This is a genomic window from Azomonas agilis, from assembly GCF_007830255.1.
Classification (GTDB): Bacteria; Pseudomonadota; Gammaproteobacteria; order Pseudomonadales; family Pseudomonadaceae; genus Azomonas; species Azomonas agilis.
Map to the genome: position 1 here is coordinate 30904 of NZ_VLKG01000005.1, position 15272 is coordinate 46175.

At 48.6% G+C, this 15272-nt stretch carries 19 protein-coding genes; 3 read left to right on the forward strand and 16 right to left on the reverse strand.

Features of this window, described 5'->3' with window-relative positions:
• Positions 1 to 65: 65 nt before the first annotated feature.
• From LX59_RS07820 to LX59_RS07865, 10 genes are all read right to left on the reverse strand, one after another.
• A complete protein-coding gene (locus tag LX59_RS07820; RefSeq protein WP_144571297.1) occupies positions 66 to 1040 on the reverse strand; it encodes a phage integrase in 975 nt (324 codons plus the stop codon).
• Complete coding sequence (locus LX59_RS07825; protein WP_144571298.1) at positions 1037 to 2320, reverse strand: replication initiation factor domain-containing protein; 1284 nt, start codon at positions 2318 to 2320, stop codon at positions 1037 to 1039. The genes LX59_RS07820 and LX59_RS07825 overlap by 4 nt, the downstream gene beginning before the upstream one ends.
• 56 nt (positions 2321 to 2376) lie before the next feature.
• Positions 2377 to 3528, reverse strand: a complete 1152-nt coding sequence (locus LX59_RS07830; protein ID WP_144571299.1) for a zonular occludens toxin domain-containing protein — start codon at positions 3526 to 3528, stop codon at positions 2377 to 2379.
• A 3-nt stretch (positions 3529 to 3531) separates the two neighbouring features.
• Positions 3532 to 3837, reverse strand: a complete 306-nt coding sequence (locus LX59_RS07835; protein WP_144571300.1) for a DUF2523 family protein — start codon at positions 3835 to 3837, stop codon at positions 3532 to 3534.
• 12 nt (positions 3838 to 3849) lie between these two features.
• Positions 3850 to 5073 (reverse strand): hypothetical protein, encoded by a 1224-nt coding sequence (locus LX59_RS15600; protein ID WP_170234349.1) that lies wholly within the window; start codon positions 5071 to 5073, stop codon positions 3850 to 3852.
• Between the two features lie 147 nt (positions 5074 to 5220).
• Positions 5221 to 5430 carry a hypothetical protein gene (locus LX59_RS07845; protein WP_144571302.1) on the reverse strand — a complete coding sequence of 70 codons (210 nt, stop codon included), beginning with the start codon at positions 5428 to 5430 and terminating at the stop codon, positions 5221 to 5223.
• Between the two features lie 389 nt (positions 5431 to 5819).
• A complete protein-coding gene (locus LX59_RS07855) occupies positions 5820 to 6203 on the reverse strand; it encodes a hypothetical protein (protein WP_144571304.1) in 384 nt (127 codons plus the stop codon).
• 138 nt (positions 6204 to 6341) lie between these two features.
• Positions 6342 to 6557, reverse strand: coding sequence for a hypothetical protein (locus LX59_RS07860; RefSeq protein ID WP_144571305.1), 216 nt, complete (start codon positions 6555 to 6557; stop codon positions 6342 to 6344).
• A 42-nt stretch (positions 6558 to 6599) separates the two neighbouring features.
• The gene (pflM, locus tag LX59_RS16155) at positions 6600 to 6875 is read right to left on the reverse strand and encodes a lysogeny maintenance protein PflM (protein WP_170234350.1); all 276 of its coding nucleotides are present in this window, start codon (positions 6873 to 6875) and stop codon (positions 6600 to 6602) included.
• The gene (locus tag LX59_RS07865) at positions 6868 to 7131 is read right to left on the reverse strand and encodes a helix-turn-helix domain-containing protein (RefSeq protein ID WP_144571306.1); all 264 of its coding nucleotides are present in this window, start codon (positions 7129 to 7131) and stop codon (positions 6868 to 6870) included. Before LX59_RS07865 ends, pflM begins: the two co-directional genes overlap by 8 nt.
• Before the next feature lie 2 nt (positions 7132 to 7133).
• On the opposite strand from LX59_RS07865, the gene LX59_RS07870 reads away from it, so the two are divergent.
• Complete coding sequence (locus LX59_RS07870; RefSeq protein ID WP_342779678.1) at positions 7134 to 7511, forward strand: hypothetical protein; 378 nt, start codon at positions 7134 to 7136, stop codon at positions 7509 to 7511.
• 178 nt (positions 7512 to 7689) lie between these two features.
• Positions 7690 to 8220 carry a hypothetical protein gene (locus LX59_RS07875; RefSeq protein ID WP_144571307.1) on the forward strand — a complete coding sequence of 177 codons (531 nt, stop codon included), beginning with the start codon at positions 7690 to 7692 and terminating at the stop codon, positions 8218 to 8220.
• Positions 8221 to 8410: 190 nt separating this feature from the next.
• Here the strand turns inward: LX59_RS07875 and LX59_RS16070 are convergent, their stop codons facing one another.
• Together LX59_RS16070 and LX59_RS07880 are read right to left on the reverse strand one after the other, a co-directional pair.
• Positions 8411 to 8536, reverse strand: a complete 126-nt coding sequence (locus LX59_RS16070) for a hypothetical protein (protein WP_281284839.1) — start codon at positions 8534 to 8536, stop codon at positions 8411 to 8413.
• A gap of 146 nt (positions 8537 to 8682) precedes the next feature.
• Positions 8683 to 8946, reverse strand: coding sequence for a MerR family transcriptional regulator (locus LX59_RS07880; protein ID WP_144571308.1), 264 nt, complete (start codon positions 8944 to 8946; stop codon positions 8683 to 8685).
• 443 nt (positions 8947 to 9389) lie between these two features.
• Between LX59_RS07880 and LX59_RS07890 the strand changes: the two genes are divergently transcribed.
• Positions 9390 to 10049: a hypothetical protein gene (locus tag LX59_RS07890; RefSeq protein ID WP_144571309.1), complete on the forward strand. Its 660-nt coding sequence runs from the start codon at positions 9390 to 9392 to the stop codon at positions 10047 to 10049.
• 27 nt (positions 10050 to 10076) lie between these two features.
• Here the strand turns inward: LX59_RS07890 and LX59_RS07895 are convergent, their stop codons facing one another.
• Genes LX59_RS07895 through LX59_RS07910 form a run of 4 tightly spaced genes read right to left on the reverse strand, consistent with a single transcriptional unit; the run spans position 10077 to position 15250 of the window.
• Positions 10077 to 11474, reverse strand: a complete 1398-nt coding sequence (locus LX59_RS07895) for an SPOR domain-containing protein (RefSeq protein WP_144571310.1) — start codon at positions 11472 to 11474, stop codon at positions 10077 to 10079.
• Positions 11475 to 11487: 13 nt separating this feature from the next.
• Positions 11488 to 12573 carry a 3-dehydroquinate synthase gene (aroB, locus tag LX59_RS07900; protein WP_144571311.1) on the reverse strand — a complete coding sequence of 362 codons (1086 nt, stop codon included), beginning with the start codon at positions 12571 to 12573 and terminating at the stop codon, positions 11488 to 11490.
• 36 nt (positions 12574 to 12609) lie between these two features.
• Positions 12610 to 13155: a shikimate kinase AroK gene (gene aroK, locus LX59_RS15925; protein WP_144571312.1), complete on the reverse strand. Its 546-nt coding sequence runs from the start codon at positions 13153 to 13155 to the stop codon at positions 12610 to 12612.
• A gap of 4 nt (positions 13156 to 13159) precedes the next feature.
• The gene (locus LX59_RS07910; protein ID WP_144571313.1) at positions 13160 to 15250 is read right to left on the reverse strand and encodes a type IV pilus secretin PilQ; all 2091 of its coding nucleotides are present in this window, start codon (positions 15248 to 15250) and stop codon (positions 13160 to 13162) included.
• Positions 15251 to 15272 lie beyond the last annotated feature (22 nt).

Consider the following 15272-nt stretch of genomic DNA (forward strand, 5'->3'; position numbering starts at 1 on the left):
AAGGGTTAGCGAAAGCTGGCCCTTTTTCGTTTCTGGTCGTTGACCACGAATTGACCAAAAGTTGACTACGTTGCCTGCATCTGGGCGATAGGTGAAAAGCGCAATGCACTCACCAAGTGGTCGGGTGATAAATGGGCATAGCGCATGGTCATTTTGATATCTCCATGCCCCAATATTCGCTGTAAGGTCAAAATATCCCCGCCTGCCATCATGAAGTGACTGGCGAAGGTATGCCGCAAAATATGGGTAAGCTGTCCCGGTGTTTTAAACTCACAACGCTCATAGGCTGATCGAAAAGCGGCCTTACAAGACATGAACAAGCGTCCGTTTCCGGGGTTGCCATACTCTTGGATTACTTGCAGTACTTCAGGGGATATCGGTACAGAACGGCTACGGCTGTTTTTGGTGTGATGAAAATGCACCTTGCCTGCAAAGACCGCAGAGCGCTGTAGACTCTCTGCTTCTGACCATCGGCAACCCGTTGAAGCACAGATTAACGCCACTGGATAGCAATGACGGTTTGTGCTGTTTTTGCATTCGTCCAGTAACTGCTTTACTTCGCCCAGTGATAGGAAGGTCAACTCTGTTTGATCGGTTTTGATCTGGCGAACACTGGCTAGAGGGTTGTTACCCTGCCAAGCCCCTAGGCGAATCAGTTCAGAAAAGACAGCAGATAGATAGCGCTGCTCATGGTTGACGGTATGCACCGAGACCGACTCTAAGCGCTTTGTACGGTAACGCGACCAAGCGAGGGTGTCGAACTGGCTGGCTAAAGGATCGCCCAACCGCTCTGCAATGGCTAAGGTACGAGATAGTCTAAACCGCTCATCTTTGAGTGTTGCACCGTGTAGCTGATGCCATAGCTTAATCAGATCAGAAAGCCGGTCATCCAGTGGACGGCCCGTGTGCCCCATCTGTGCCAGATAATCTTGCTCATAACGTACTGCGGCTGACTTAGTGAGAAAGCCATGCTTCCGAATACGCTGGCCTGAATAATAAAAATCTGCGGCCCAGCCTTTACCATGCCGTCTCACCGTCATATAGCAAACCCACGTTTTAGATAACGATCCGACAGCAAACGGCTGATATGGCGTTCTAAATCGCGCGCGCTGACCCCTTTAGCTTCGTAATGCTCCTCAATCACTGTCCAGAACGGCAGGGTTTTAGCGGCGCGGATAGCCTTTTTTGCTGAAAGGCGCTCCCGTGCGACCAAGGAAACGAACTGACCTAAAAACATTTCACAGGACTTACCCGAAAAGCCCTGAGCCGTTTTGTAGTAGCGCCGGTACTCTATATTGTCCAGCAGTGGTGCAGACTCCACTTGAACCCGGACATCCTCAGTAATCAGTGTCCAAAAGGGATCAAATACACCGGGACGAGATAACAAACGGAAAGCACCACAGGCATAGCGCCATAGGCCGTCTAAATGGGGGCAGAGGTCAGCATAGGTACGGGTATTGATAATCTCGCCAGTCTCGTAGTTTTTAGAGCCGTCTGCAAATTGCTGTACTACGGAATGATGAAAGCGAAACTCAAAGCGCCATACAGTTTCAGCGGGATTAAAGAACAGGTCTTCCTCATCAAAATTGCGAGCCCCCCAGACTGAATGCCAATAATCTCCCTTATCGGTCGCCCGTGCTTGTTTGGATTTGTTGTAGATGCAAAGTTGCAGACCGGAAGCACTGCCAAAGGTAAAAGTTTCACCGCGACCGTACACACTGACATGAGAGTCTAAACACAAGGACTCAATCCCCTGAAACTCCCGTGTTTGCCGTGCTCTACAGTGCATATGGGCCACCAGATCAGCCGAAGGCTTCCAGCCCTGAACATCCAATGCTAAATGTACGGCGGCCTGATTAACCTCAACACATTGCAATGCCTCGGCTGCAAAGGCATCCATCTGTTGCTGTAGGTCGGCAGGATCAACCCGATCTAAGGCATGAGGAGAGACTTCAATCTTCAAATGCGGGCCAATCACATCGGCGGAAACATTGAAGTTTTTTAGCAGCAGAATGAAACCTAATTGAGCATTTTGCAGCCGGTATTGATAGCCAGAATCCCGTGATACCCGACCCGGTGACCATTCAAAACCCGCAAATTCCACAGGCTCTGTGGACTCAAACAAGGCCAACACTTCAGGACGAAGCAGACCCCGATACAACTGGCGCACGGTATCCACCGCACAGCGCAATAAACGCACATCGGATAAATCAGTAAACACGGGTTTAGAGGGATCAAAGAACAATCGACCTTTAGCCGATGGTTGAAAATCACCATCCTCGGTTAAGTGCATACGTTGCTGATGAACTGCCTTTTTCATCTATTTACCCATTACTCTGCAATACTCTGGTTTTGAACCGTCTATTCTCAGAAGTGTTACAGGGACTTCTGATGAGCACCCTCACTCGCACCGGGGCCGCCGTTCATTGCGCTACGCTGATTGCCGGCGGCCCCGGTGTTCGTTACTGGATCAATAACTTTGGTCACTGCACCTCGCCCCGACCAAGGAGTCACACGCTCCCCATCCAAGTCGCAATACACATCCACTTGAATGCTGTTGATCCATTGGCACTGCTCAAAAGGGATGATCCGAGTGCGCCCGGTGTCAGAAATTAAAATGACCTGATTGGTAACGTCTGATTGATCTCGCAAGAGATAGCCCCCCACACGCCATACAGCGGACATGGTGACTTGAGGCTCAGGCTTAGGGATGACTTCCGCTATAGCTCGTTGCATGGGAGCAGCTTGTGTAGGTGGCGGAGCTTGGGGAGGGGGTTCAGGTTTGGGTTTAGCGGCTACGGGCTGTTGAACCGTTGGGGGCGAAAAGAACTGTGAAACCCCACGCACCCCGAAAAAGCCCCCAAAAACTACAATGCCAATCAACGCCCACAATCCCCATGACTTAAGAATAGAGGCGCGACCATCAGCAGTAGATTCATCACCAACAGCCCCACTTTGTGACTGTGTAGCCGATTGATAGTAGCGGTACACCTCAGCCCTAAACTTGCCTGCTGTTTGCCGAGTCAATGCCGCTTGCGAGGGACGCGGGCCAGTAACAGCGCCCCGATAAATATCGACACGGAATAGCTTCTTAGACTTCTTAACCATCCTGTAGGTTGTTTCGACCAACTGGCGAACCCAGGAAGCGATCTGAGCAAGATCCTGAGTAACAAGAACGACCCGCATGGAACGGCCCTGCTTATCAACTCGATGTCGGTGCTCAGCCAGCAAAGCCTTATCTGTCAGCAATGCTTCAGAAGCTTTCATGCCGTTAGGCCAACGCCGCCAAAGTTCATCCAGTACGAGCACACAACCTGAAGGAGCCAATTCAGCTAAGTCAGGCCGTTCAAACCAATCTTCTGGCAATTGCTCAACCGTACCGCCGAAATCCATCAAGAGTGCATCAATATCAAGGGGGATATTGGTAACAACGTGCCGGTTCTGTTTCAAAGACGGGATGATGACGTGCTCCACCACCCCGTAGCTTTTGCCATGCCCCGGTAGACCTGTGTAAGCATCAATAGCCATAGGTCACCCGATAATTGGAATACGACGAATTACGAAGCGAAGTAAATAAGCACTTAAAACCATGCTTATTCCTTCTTTTATTTGAAGCGCTTGAGCGAAAAAAACGACCCCTTCCGGAATATTAGAAAAGGCATAAGAGGCTTTATCGAAAAAATCCGGAACAGGTAATTGGTTAAAAAACCAAATTATTCCATTAGCAATCCAATCAAAAACATAAAGTGGTAAAAGCCAGAGCATCAAGTAAATCTCACCAACAGCCCTGTCAATAAAATCAAGCACTAACTTAAGTATATCTATAATTATCTGCATTTTTATATCTCCTTACGCAGACAATAAAACTCTTATTGCAAGGAAGGCCCATGCAGCAAGCATTACTAAAGACAAAATGGGTTCTATTTGTGCCCACAAGTCGCAGTGAGCATCAAAAACAATATCTGTATTAAATAGAGATATTGTCTGTATGGGACAAACTCCACCACTTGGAAAGCTAATATCACCTACAGCAGTCGCTATAGGGGATTCTAAAATCCCTAAATAAAGTTGATTAAAAACATCCCCATAAGAAACTGGGGAATCATCATCTGACACAAAGTGAGGGGTATAAACGCATTCATCACCTATACAGCCTGAAAGCTGCTCTGTGTTTTCGCCTTCACCGTTACCTGAGCCCGTACCATCACCAGTGCCGGAACCTTCACCGCTTCCTGTTCCATCACCAGAACCACCAGAGCTGCCACCCCCAGAACTGCCCCCACCGCTGGAGCCACCGCCCGAGTTATCACTAGGATCAGGGTTTTCTGAGCCGCCTGTGCTGGGAGGTGTGTAATCGGGATTAGGAGTACAGCTATAGGCACCATTAGTCACTGTGCATGTATAGGGTAAAGGCGGAGCATCTGAGGGACATGCGGGCTTTCCTTCTACGCCGCACTCAGCGCCAGAGTCTGGAGCTGGATCGCCACTTTCTTGGCTAGGAGCAGGCTCCCCCGTATAAGTGGCGTTGGCATAGCACGTAGAGGTTGTGCCGTCCGGGTTATCAATACAGTTCATAACATCATCGCCTGAACTGCCGAATGTAGCGGTACAGCCGTTTTGAGTTACGGATGAAGGAGGAGAAAGAATTTCATTTTTAGGTAGAGTGATAGTGTAATTAAAGGTAGTGCCTGAATAAGCGGAGCAAATGTTGTTGTTTTCATTTGTATCAGAAGGGTTATTTACACATTGCCCCGTCTTTAAATCACGAGTCTGATTAGAAGAACAAGGAACAGCACAGCCAAAACCCTGAGCAATAAGCTCTTGACCCTCGGGACAAGAAAGAGAACCACATTGAACATATCCAACATGGCCAGCGGAATCAGTAGAGCACGAAAAACGGACAGAAGTAGAGTTTGGAAAAATATCAAAAACTGGATAAACACCAGGCCAACTCGAACCGTACGCCGCCGAACAAGCTGCATAAGCAGAAGAAGTACCGGAATAACAAGAAACTGCAAAAGAAAACTCTGAATAAAAACACAGCACTAAAATTAAATAAATAAATCTCCGCATAATTTAAAACCTCGAAAAAGCCGCATAAGCACAAGCGGCACCGATAACGAAAAAGGCAAAGTACCAGAGCTGTTCCATACGACTTTTCCAAAACTAAAAATGGAGAAGGGCTGATATTCAGCCCTTCGATTTAGTACTTAGTGTGGTTTAACGCCGTAAGAAAGCTAAGACGATGCTAGCCCCTTTAATAGCTGCATATACCGCAGCTAACAGCGCGGCCACTGCTAACACCGCTGTAATAATCGTGTCTAATTCGACAGCAGAAGTTAATGACGAAAAGTCTGCTCCAGCGGCGAAAGCTTGGATGCCGAACAGAGATAAAAATAAAGCCACAAAAAGAACAAAGAATTTTTGCATAAATACCTCAACCACGTTTAATAAAGTCAAGAAGGGCTTTTGCACCGAGAGCAACAACGAGTACAGAGCCCACTAAAGAAAATCCGATTCCAAACATCTGGCCTAAAATTAAAGGGTCAAGTTGTGTGAAATCGAACTGCTCAGGTAACTGGAAAAGCATCCAATCACTAGAACACTGGGGAGAACCGTAATTAGAGGTTAGTTCTCCATTACAGGCTAAGAGGTACATTGCTAAAGTCCAAGATAAAGGCTATCTGCAAAGCCTGTTATATAGCCCGAAGCAAAACCTAAAGCGGCAATAAAAAAGTAGCCATACATAGTAAATTCCAAATTTAGATAAGCCGATCCCGAGGCAAGTTATTGCCGCTTTAATTAAGTTGGTTAGTTAATTAAGCAGGTTTATTGGGTAAGTCGCTGGACAGAGGTTTTCCAGTTACTGGCGTAGTTGGTTTAGGTTGAAGTAAACGTGCCGAAACAACTACAGGTTGAGTTTTCTTACCACCGGCATCATCCAAGTAGTAAGTGACTTCAAGACGAGGCTCTTCAATACCCAGCTTTTTAGATTCGGCTTCAATTAACTTCAAGTCGTCAAAAGCCTGTGGATCGACTTTAAGCATGGAGACTTTGAACCAGCAGACGTTTTTCTCATCTTCTGGAGCTGGACGGCGTTTAGCAAACAAGGTGATGTAGTCGCGGTTATCGACCGTAGCGCGAATAACACCGGCCACAGACATAGCTTGGGTTACGAGATCATCTTCAGTGTAACGAGACATAGCATTTTTCCTTCAGTTGTCGGCGCGTGCCGTTTGTTTCCCTACCGATTCAGTCAGTAGGCGGTATCTACTAAAACCAAGGGCTCTGCCCTTGTTATCCCGCTCTTGACTGAAGAGCAGAATTAAAAATTCTGCCCTTCAGCCAATCTCATTTAAGGGAACAATCTGGTCAGGGCATCCAGCGGCTAGCCATTGAGCAATCACAATGCCGCCTAAGTTCCAAGAGTCAGTACCCCGCATTGCAGCCTCTTTTTGTAGGGCAAGAACGACTGAGGTAGGGGCAAACATATAAAAACGCTTAACTTTGTCCTCAAGATCAGACTTTCTTGGGGGCAGTGTCGGTATATCAAGCATCACTATCTCCTTGCCGCTGGGCGGCTTGACCAGCCGGGGCGCTTAACTCGCAGGCTCGTAGCGCCCCGGCTGGTTGGAATAAAACGCCTCCCAGCGGCTGGGAGTCCTGTGTTCAAAACAGGTAAAGCCAAGCTGTATGCGGCAGGTAGAGGAAACCACCCGCACCACTCCATTAACTGGAGCTATAACAACCGAAAATATGGACACTTTGGCAGGACGGCAATAAAGGCAATTTGAGCGACTGAGAGGCTGGATTGGTTGGCCTTTAGCCCAACACACAGAGCAGTCACAGCCATCTGTATGAACTGGGTTATTCATCGGAGTAATCACCCGTGCAAAACACTGACTTGCCTCGGTCTAAATCACGACGAATACGGTGCAGGTTGATGACCCGACGGCGGCCAATTTTGCAGTTAGGCACGGTGTTGCTTTCAATCCAGCCGCGTACCACGTCCTGAGAAACGTCCAGCATCTGGGCAAAGACTTCAGGGGAGCAAAATGGAGAATCCCGAAAATCCGAGACTTTCTCATCCAAACCTTGCACTGAAATCCCCACTATCCCAGACTGTTGCATAAATGGCCCTTAAATCGCTTTCAAAAAATTTGTTCAAACTATTTGAAAGCAAGTATAGCCAGTCAATATTCTTGTTCAAACTATTTGAATGGCATTTGTTATACAAAATGAGCACATTAAACGACAGAGTTAGAACCATTGCTTATTTAGCCGGAATGGATCGCCTAGTCAGAGAAACATCTATCGGTACAAACCGATGGAGAACTGTGCTCTACAACAAAGATGTAAGAATCAGCACAGAAGAGTTAGAAGAGCTTGGAAAGCTATTTCCAAGATATAGATGGTGGATTGTTAGCGGGGAGGTTGCCCCAGAAATTGGCCAAACCAGCCCAGATTACGATGAAGCCAACCGAAACTTGGGCAATCAAAACGCGGGATAGACGTTACTAAGAAAGCAGCCGAACGCTGGTTTACCCAACGGAAGAAGGATGCATAGGGAAGGTGTATATGGGTGTAGATAGAAGCTATGCACGGAGGGAGCGCAAGAGCTCTTACTTCATAAGTTTCATTGTTATGGGGGTTGTGGCTATTTCTGTATGGGTAGGATTCGTCTACATCATGCCGAAGGTTATGGTGGATCAAATCCAAAAAATTTTACCTCCAGCACCTTCCCCAGCGACCAGCCAAGTGCAAAGACAGGGTTACAACCGCCCTAACGTACCACCGACTGTAGATAGCCCAATTCGTCTACCTACCCCAGAAGAGCTGGATGCTCAAGGTCGGCAAGTGGTTTTCAATAGCCAAAATTACCAACCTAATGCCAATGTAAATATTATCCCGTCACCACAGACTCAGTTTGTTGCGTCACGAACTCAGGCAGCACCGCAACCAAAGAAGAGTGGTATCACCAAAAAATCAGCTCCTTGGCACTGGATCGGCGCTGATGGGGATTTGGTACCGGGCTCAGGTGAGTTGTTCACTTGGCTAGAAATTGAAGGGCATATTGACTACAGCACGGTATGCCAGAATTACAAGCAAGGTTCCTTTGTGTACCGTGATTGCCGTAAGGGAGCCAAGCAGTCTTTTGCGCGTATGTGCAAACAGGGAACACAACCGGCTTGCCATGCTGCAAACAACTATATGCCGTAGACCAAAATAGCCATTTTTTGTGGGGTAGTCTGTTTTAGTCTGGTATCACACCTGCTAAAAGCCGCATTTTATGCGGGAGTGTGCAATAGTCTGTAGTAGGTCAGATTATTCATAATGCTGGGGTCCGGGGTTCAAGTCCCTGCGTAGCGAAAGCTAGCCCTTTTTTATTTCCGGTGCTAATCAAGATTGCTTAGCCCGCGTTGTGTTGCTGAGCAGCAATCGCTGTAAGTTGTTCACTCTTGGACAGACCCTCCACCAAACCTGTGATATAGCCTGCAGCAAAACAGAGCACGGCGATAAATAGATAGCGGTGCATACAAAGTCCCAAATTTAGGTAAGCCGATAGCAAGGCAAGCCAGTGCTGCTTTGCTTGAGTGTGGGGAAAACGAGGCAGGTTTATTTGAAGTCAGAGGCGTTCTGTGCCCTAGCTTCAATATCCCGCTTTAAAGGGGACCAGCTCGGTTATCCGTCGGAATAATCTCCTTGACAGAACACCGATTTGCCTTGATCCAAATCGCGCCGAATCCGATGTAAATTGATTACTCGCCGTCGACCGATTTTGCAGTTAGGCACGGTATCGCTTTCAATCCAGCCGCGAACCACGTCAGAAGATACGTCCAGCATCTGGGCAAAGACTTCAGGGGAACAGAAAGGAGAGTCTCGAAAATCTGAGACTTTCTCAGGCATCCCTTGCACTGAAATCCTCACTACTCCAGACTGTTCCATAAAAACCCCAAGCTAAATTTAATTGGTAATATTTAATAATCTTTATTTACCAATAATACATGCTAGGTATAAATCAACTAGCAATATATGCCAATTTTTTATATGGGTTTGGAATGATACAAGAGAGAATATTGATTATATGGGAATATAAAGGACTGACAGCTAAGAAATTGGAAGAATTTAGCGGCATTGATCGAGAAAAATGGTATGCGTTAAAGCAGAAAAAAAGACGAGTCAATGAAGACGATATAAACGCAATCGTAAAGATGTTCCCTAACTACGCATTATGGTTAGTGAGTGGAACGATAGGGCCCGAGTGTGGCCAAACCAGCCCTGATTACGATAAAGCTAATCGGGAATTGGGCAGTCAAAACGCGGGATAGCACTGACTAAAAGAGTTGCTGAACGCTGGTTTACCCAACGGAAGGGAGAGGCTTAAAAGGATGTCGTTGTATGCAAGTAGGGAAGATGCTCCACGCAGGATGCGAAAAGAGTCCCATAGTGCTTATTTAATCAGTTTTGTGGTGATGGGGTTGGTGGCCATTTTGGGATGGGCTGCATTCACCTTTCTGGTTCCAAAGCTCATGGTCAACTCGTTGCAGAATGGGTTTACAACTAAAAGCGCTCAACCCTTACCCTATGATCAGCCAGTGCTGAGAGCGAAAGAGCACAGCTCTAGTAGCTCAGTTCAACCCGCTATAGAGCAGCGTTCAACCCGCCCACCCGCTCCGCATGAGTTAGATGTTCAGGGTCGGCAGGTAGTGTTCAACGGTCAGAATTATCAGCCCAACTCCAACATTAATCTTATTCAGTCGTCACCGACTCAATATGCTGTTGCTCGCGCTCAGGCGACACAATCTCAAAGGCGTTCAATAAAGAGATCAGCAAAGTGGGTGTGGGAAAGTGCCGGTAAAAAAGTAGACGGAAGTTTTAGTTGGCTAGAAACTAATGAGCAGATTGATTACAGCACCGTTTGTCAAAACTATACCCAAGGCTCCCTGATCTATCGCGATTGCCGCAAGGGTGCTAAGCAGTCCTTTGCCCGTATGTGTAAACAGGGAAAGCGCTTAGCCTGCCATGCTGAAAATAACTATATGCCGTGAATAGGATGCCGTGAATAGGTTGAGTCCTCACCTACCCTGTTGAATTTCCTGCTGAATACCCGAAAAACTCCGAACCCAAGGCGTATCTGTGCGCAGAGCAGCGGGTAGATTGCGTATGGCGGCTTGGGCTGCTTGTTGGCTACTAAAGCTGCCATAGGTAAGCACGTAGAATTTCTGCCCTTGTTGCTGTTTAACAAAGTATCGGTATTGCTGCCCTTGTTGCAGCAGCGTTTGAATATTCTGTTCTGAGCGACTGGCTACGAGCTGTATCGTGTAATGGCTGGCAGATTGGGTTAAGTACCACTGATTGGCATTTGTTACACCCGAGGTCGCTTTACTGCTTGAAGTTGTGGAGGCGGGAGGAGCAACAGGCTTAGGCGTAGCGGGGGATTTGGTTTTTAAAGCATGTTCCGTTTCCCCACCTGCGGCTGCGGCTAAAGGATCGCGGACGATAGGTTCACCCTCTGCCACCTGAGGCAGTGGGAGCCGCTGGCCATTACCGTTGATGTCGATGGGGGCATCTGGGTTGAGTTCTGGCTGCTTTTCAGGCGTGGGCTGGGATTCTGATTGAGTTAAAGAGCCAATCCAAGGGATTTCTTTAACCCAAAACAGTGCTGCTAAGGTTATTCCTAGGATGGTCAGTGCTAACGCATGAATCCAAGGTAAAGTGCGGCGAGGTGGGTTAGAAGAGGCTTGAGGGGTATCGTATAAACCCTCGGTTAACTCTTCACGGGCGATTTGGTTGATCGCCCCCGGCCAGCCTGCCGAAGCCTGATGGATATAGTCAATTTGCTCATCAGTGAAGCAGCTTAGATCACCACCCGCCAGTGCCAGGCGCTGGCTAAGGTAGGCTCTAGTTTGGGCTAAATCATAGGGATGCAGCTCTAAAATCTGGTACAGCGACTGATCTTTGATCAGGCTTTTTAAGCGAGTAACCAGTCGCGATTCGGCAAATAAAAATACCCGTAAGGCACTCGGCTGTGAGCCTAAAGCTAATTGCTGAAGGCTTATGAGCTCTGAGTCTTTGAGTTGATGGGCATCATCTACCATTAAATAAGTAACACGCCCTTGCTGAGCATGGCGTTCTACATGGGTCAAGATCAGTTCGAGTGTGCAGGGGTAGCCGTTTAGGATTTGCCCGATTTGTTCCAGTAAGGGCCGAGTATCTTGGCTGGCGTTAATGACTAAGCTTTGGGTGCTTTGTTTGTTGCTGGTAGCCACTAGAGCTTGGCGCAGCAAAGTTTTGCCACTGCCTTTAGGCCCAACGATGATTTGTAAGCTTTGAGCACTTGGGCGCTGTAGTTGTTCCAGCACCTCCTTACGGCGGGCTAAAAAGAACCTTAACCCTGATACGCGCTCCGCAAAGGGGTCTTGTGTAAAGCCATAGTACTCAAGATAGGCATCATCAACCGGCGCACGAGCCATGCTAGTCCTTTATTCAGCCTTGGGTGTAAGGGGCGTTGAGGGTGTCATTTAAGGCCGCTGGCGCATAATCTGCAGTAACGATGGCCTCCCCAAGGGCTTGGAGTAACACCAAACGCAGTTGGCCGTCCAATACCTTTTTATCCAACGCCATATGCTGCATAAAGTCAGCAGCGGTCATTTGGACAGGTGGTACTACGGGAAGTTGTGCTGCCTGTAATAAATGAATGGCCCGTTGTTGATCGGCAGCACTAATCCAACCTAAACGCTGGGATAGGTCTAAAGCCATGACTGTTCCGGCCGCAACGGCTTCACCGTGCAGCCATTGTCCGTAGCCCATGTGGGTTTCGATGGCGTGGCCAAAGGTATGCCCTAGGTTAAGAGTGGCTCTAACACCTGACTCTTTTTCATCGGCTCCCACAATGCGTGCTTTGGCAGCGCAAGAGCGATAAATAGCCTCCGTGAGTGCTTGGTTATCTAAAGACAGCAGGGCACTCATGTTGCGCTCTAGCCAATCTAAAAACGGAGCATCGCAGATCAGGCCGTATTTAATCACCTCGGCCAATCCGGCGGAGAGTTCACGCGGGGGCAGGGTGTTGAGGGTTTTGGTATCAATCAACACGGCTTGAGGCTGATAAAAAGCCCCAATCATGTTTTTGCCCAGAGGATGATTGATGCCGGTTTTTCCACCGACAGAAGAATCCACCTGCGACAGTAAGGTGGTTGGAATCTGGATGAAATCCACTCCGCGTTGATAGCAAGCGGCCGCAAATCCGGTCATATCCCCAATCACACCACCGCCTAACGCAATCAGCGTAGTGCGCCGATCGTGGCGCTGTTCCAGCAATGCATCAAAAATAAGCTGTAGGGTTTGCCAGTTTTTGTGGGCCTCACCGTCCGGCAGGATGATGGGGGTGGTCTTGAAGTCTTTCAGGCTATTCAGCAGCGGCTGTAGATACAGAGGGGCGACGGTTTCGTTGGTGACGACGGCTACTTGTCGGCCTCGAATATAAGGGGTCAGCCAGTCTGCTTGCCCGAGGAGGTCTGCACCAATGTGAATGGGATAACTGCGTTCGCCAAGCTCAACCTGAAGAGACTTCATGGAAATGGGGTCACCGGATTATAGGGAGGTAGTTGGCTAGGATAGCGCAGGTGAATGCGCGTGTTCAGTGCTATCCAAAGCTTTAAGGCGATCTAATATTTCTGTGACCAGTAGACGCGGTGGGCGTTCGTCGGTTTCTATCACGATGTGGGCAATAGAACGGTATAGAGGGTCACGGATACGCATCAGGTCGGTCAGTACCTTACGGGGGTTTGCCTGTTGCAGTAAGGGGCGGTTACGGTCGCGGGCGGTACGTTCTAACTGCTGTTCGACCGAAGTACAGAGGTACACAATGCGCCCGCCCGCCTGTAAAGCTTGGCGGTTATCCTCACGCAGCACTGAACCGCCTCCGGTGGCAAGCACGAGGCCATCTTGCTGACAGAGTTCTACCAGCACAGCGTGCTCGCGCTCACGAAAGCCTGCCTCTCCTTCGACGTCAAAAATCCAAGGAATGTTGGCTCCTGCTTTGGCTTCAATTTCCTTATCTGAATCCCGAAAGGTCAGGTGTAATTCCTTGGCCAGCAGCCGCCCGATAGTACTCTTACCGGCTCCCATTGGGCCTACAAGAATGGTGTTACGCACGAAATCAGGGTCTCACAGCAAGGGCTTGTTGGTTAAGGATGCGTGGTGTTAAGAATATCAGCAACTCTTCTTTGGCATCCCGGATTACTTCTCGGCGGAATAAGCGGCCAATGTAGGGTAAATCGCCCAGAAAGGGTACTTTATCCACAGTTTTTTGCTGAGTATTGGAAAAAATTCCACCAATAACAATGGTTTCTCCATCATTAATCAATACCTTGGCATTCAGTTCATTGGTGTCTATAGGCGGTACGCCGTTTAGAACATTGGAGTAATCCGGTGCATCTTTATTCACCTTGACCTCCATAATGACTCGGTTATCAGGGGTGATTTGCGGCGTTACCTCTAAAGATAAGGCCGCCTCTTTGAACGAGGTGGAGGTTGCACCGCTGGAGCTGGCTTCTTGATAAGGAATTTCTGAGCCTCTTAAGATTTTGGCCGTTTCTTTATCAGCGGTCATGACTTTGGGTTGGGAGACAATCTCGCCATTACCCGTAGATTCCATAGCCGAAAGTTCCAAATCAAGCACCGTGTTGTTGGTGATAAAGCTAATGGCCAAGCTAGAAGTTGCTCCTGATGCGCCTAAATCAACGAAAGTCCCCACTTCTTCTGAGTTGCCGCCGATGTATTCGCGCCCCAGTCCGCCTTCAAAGGTATAATTTTTACTGCCGATACTCGCTCCACGCCAGTTGGCTCCGATGGATTTATCAAACCCAACGGTCGCTTCCACAATCCGCGCTTCAATCATCACTTGACGCACGGGGATATCAAGCTGGGATACAATACGTCTTAGTTCATCCAAACGCTCTTGAGTTTGGTAAGCAATGATGTTGTTGGTTCGATCATCGACCGCAATAGAGCCGCGCTCATCAGAAGAGGCATTATTAGTGCCCCCCATTTTGTTCACCGACTGTTGGAATAGCTTGGCAATATCAGCCGCTTTAGCGTAATTCACCTGTACTACTTCGCGCCGCATGGGGGCCAGTTCGGCCAATTGGCGTTGGGTTTCCAGCTCTTGGCGTTCTCGGTCGGCAATTTCAGCGGCGGGGGCCACTAACAGCACATTACCCACTTGGCGTTTATCCAAGCCTTTGGTTTTCAAAATAAGCTCTAGGGCTTGATCCCAAGGGACGTTTTGCAGCCTTAGGGTGATGTTGCCCTGTACGGTATCACTGGCCACCAAATTCAATTTAGTGAAGTCAGCGATCAGTTGCAGTACGGCCCGTACTTCAATGTCCTGGAAGTTTAGGGACAGTTTGTCGCCGCTGTACAACGAGCGCTCGACCTTTTGTTTTTCCATTTGCGCCTGAGTCAGAGGGCGCACGCTGATGGTTACCTTATCGTCGGCCTGAAACGAGAGGTACTCATAGTTGCCCGTAGCCTCAATGCTGAAGTTGACGGTAGAACCACTGGCTGTTGCATCAACGAATTTAACTGGCGTGGCAAAGTCCTGCACATCTAAGCGGGCGCGCAGTGGGTCTGGTAAGCTGGCTTTGTCAAAGGAGACTAGGATTTTACCGCCTTGCTCCTCTACCCTTGGGGTCATGTCATCGTCGGAGAGGGTGATGATAAGGTTGCCGGCTCCATCTTCAGCACGTCGGAAGTCGACATTTTTGATTTGTCTTCCAGATGTATGGGCTGAGGAAGCCGTGGGGCTGTAGGCTGAGTTGGCCACTGGACTAAAGGTTTGACTGGCGCTCGGTGTAGCGCTTTGGCGTTCACCCAATAGGATAAATAAGGCGTTTCCGGCGACTCGCGTGGTGTACGGCGTTAAGCGGTTGAGGTTAATGATCAGGCGCGTTCTACCTTCGGACTCCACCAAGGTTAGGTTACGCGCATTGCCTACCCCTATATCTTTAAGGTTGGTGCCCAATTTGTTGGAAACCCCGACCAAATCCAAGGCAATGCGCGCCGGTTGGTCAATGGAATAGCCTTTAGGTGGTTTAAGCATGGGGGCATCAAGCGTTAATTTAAGCTCAATACGATCGCCGGGTAAGGCCGTAACATCCAGTGCAGTTAGGTTGGCAGCCCAGAGACTAGGGGTGAGCAAGAGCATCAAGAGAGCAAGCAGGGCAGAGCGCAGGTGACGGTCATTCATGGTGGGCTATCTGCATGGGAGT